The sequence below is a fragment of the Streptomyces sp. yr375 genome (genome assembly GCF_900110755.1).
GTDB lineage: Bacteria > Actinomycetota > Actinomycetes > Streptomycetales > Streptomycetaceae > Streptomyces.
The window spans coordinates 1-2,009 of record NZ_FOFF01000112.1 but is presented as its reverse complement, the minus strand read 5'-3'; the positions used below and the strand labels follow the sequence as shown (position 1 = coordinate 2,009).

Below are 2,009 nucleotides of genomic sequence, written 5' to 3'. Positions count from 1 at the left end.
GCCTGGGCGAAGGCCACGGCGTGGGTGGAGTGGGTGTGGGTGACGCCGCCGATGGAGGGGAAGGCGAGGTAGAGGCAGCGGTGGGTCTCGGTGTCGGTGGAGGGGCGCAGGTCGCCGTCGACGACGGCGCCGTCGGACAGCCGCACCGTCACCAGGTGTTCGAGGGCGAGGTCCTCGTAGGGGATGCCGGAGGGCTTGATGACGAAGACGCCGGCCTCCCGGTCGATGCCGCTGACGTTGCCCCAGGTCAGGGTGGCGAGGCCGACCTGGGGGATGGTCAGGTTGGCGTTGAGGACCTCTTCCCGCAGGCCGTCGCGGACGGTGACGGTCATCGGTTGTCTCCCTTGAGTGCTGGTGGTGGGTGTCACAGCGCCTGGGCGAGGCGGTGGTAGGCGGCGTTCCAGCGGATTTCCTTGGCGAGTTGTCCGGAGGTGGTGTTCTCGTCGATGGTGAGGAGTTCGACGCCGGTCATCGCCGCGAAGTCGGTCAGTGTCTCGGTGTCCACGGCGGAGCTGAGGACGGTGTGGTGCGGGGCGCCGGCCAGGAGCCAGCCCTCGGCCGACTCGGCGAGCGAGGGGCGTGGCTCCCACACGGCGCGGGCGACGGGCAGGCGGCGCAGCGGTTCGCTGGGGGCGACGACGTCGACGGTGTTGGCGGTGAGGCGGAAGCGGTCGCCGAGGTCGGCGAGGCCGACGACGAGGGCGGGGCCGGGGGCGGCGTCGAAGACGAGGCGGACGGGGTCCTCGCGGCCGCCGATGGACAGCGGGTGGACCTCGCATTGGGGGCGGGCGGCGGCGATGGAGGGGCAGACCTCCAGCATGTGGGCGCCGAGGATGCGGGGGGTGCCCGGGCCGAGGTGGTAGGTGTAGTCCTCCATGAAGCTGGTGCCGCCGGGCTGTCCCTGGCCCATGACCTTCATCGTGCGCAGCAGCGCGGACGTCTTCCAGTCGCCTTCGCCGCCGAATCCGTAACCGTCGGCCATCAGCCGCTGGACGGCCAGGCCGGGGAGCTGGCGCAGCCCGCCCAGGTCCTCGAAGTTGGTGGTGAAGGCGGTGAAGCCGCCGTCGGTGAGGAAGGCGCGCAGGCCCAGTTCCTGGCGGGCCGCGTACAGGAGGGAGTCGTGGCGGATGCCGCCGGGGCGCAGGGCCGGGACGATGTCGTAGGACTCGGTGTACTCGGCGGCGAGTTCGGCCGCGTCCTTGTCCGCGACGGCGTCGACGACGGCGACCAGGTCGTTGACGGCGTAGGTGTTCACCGAGTAGCCGAACCGCATCTGTGCCTCGACCTTGTCGCCCTCGGTCACGGCGACGTCGCGCATGTTGTCGCCGAAGCGGGCCAGGCGCAGGGTGCGTGCCGTCTGGCGGCCGGCGGCGGCCCTGGACCAGGCGGCGACGCGGCCCACGACCCGGGGGTCGGTGGCGTGGCCGGCGACGATCTTGCGGGTGACGCCGAGGCGGGCCTCGATGTGCGCGAACTCGCGGTCGCCGTGGGCGGCCTGGTTGAGGTTCATGAAGTCCATGTCGATGGACGACCAGGGCAGCGACAGGTTGTACTGGGTGTGCAGGTGGAGCACCGGCCGGTCCAGCGCGCTGAGTCCGGCGATCCACATCTTCGCCGGTGAGAAGGTGTGCATCCACGTCATCACGCCCACGCACGCGTCGGAGGCGTTGGCCTCCAGGCACAGCCGCCGGATCGACTCCGCGTCGGTGAGGACCGGCTTCCACACGATGCGCAGCGGGATCCCGGGGGAGGCGTCGAGGATCTCGGCGATCTGCCGGGACTGGTGGGCGACCTGGCGCAGGGTGTCCTCGCCGTACATTCCCTGGCTGCCGGTGAGAAACCAGATCTCCTGGCCGGCATAGGACGAGGCGGGTGTCGGGGCGGGTGTCGTCATGACGGGGCCTTTCGGGTCGAGCGGCGCGAGCCGGGGGTGGGAAGGGGTGGGGGCCGCTCAGGCGGACGCTTCGGCGCGCAGGCGGCGCAGGCGGTGCATGACGTCGTTGGCGCCG

At 71.6% G+C, this 2,009-nt stretch carries 2 protein-coding genes; both read right to left on the bottom strand.

Going from position 1 to position 2,009, the window contains the following annotated elements:
• On the bottom strand, positions 1–332 hold a 332-nt coding region (locus BMZ82_RS39040; protein ID WP_177244884.1), incomplete at its 3' end, for a class II aldolase/adducin family protein.
• A 32-nt stretch (positions 333–364) separates the two neighbouring features.
• Positions 365–1,894, bottom strand: a complete 1,530-nt coding sequence (araA, locus tag BMZ82_RS39035) for an L-arabinose isomerase (RefSeq protein ID WP_093782113.1) — start codon at positions 1,892–1,894, stop codon at positions 365–367.
• Positions 1,895–2,009 lie beyond the last annotated feature (115 nt).

Excerpts from the sequence above, each read along its gene's own strand:
- araA (WP_093782113.1), bottom strand. The coding sequence starts at position 1,894 with ATGACGACACCCGCCCCGACACCCGCCTCGTCCTATGCCGGCCAGGAG.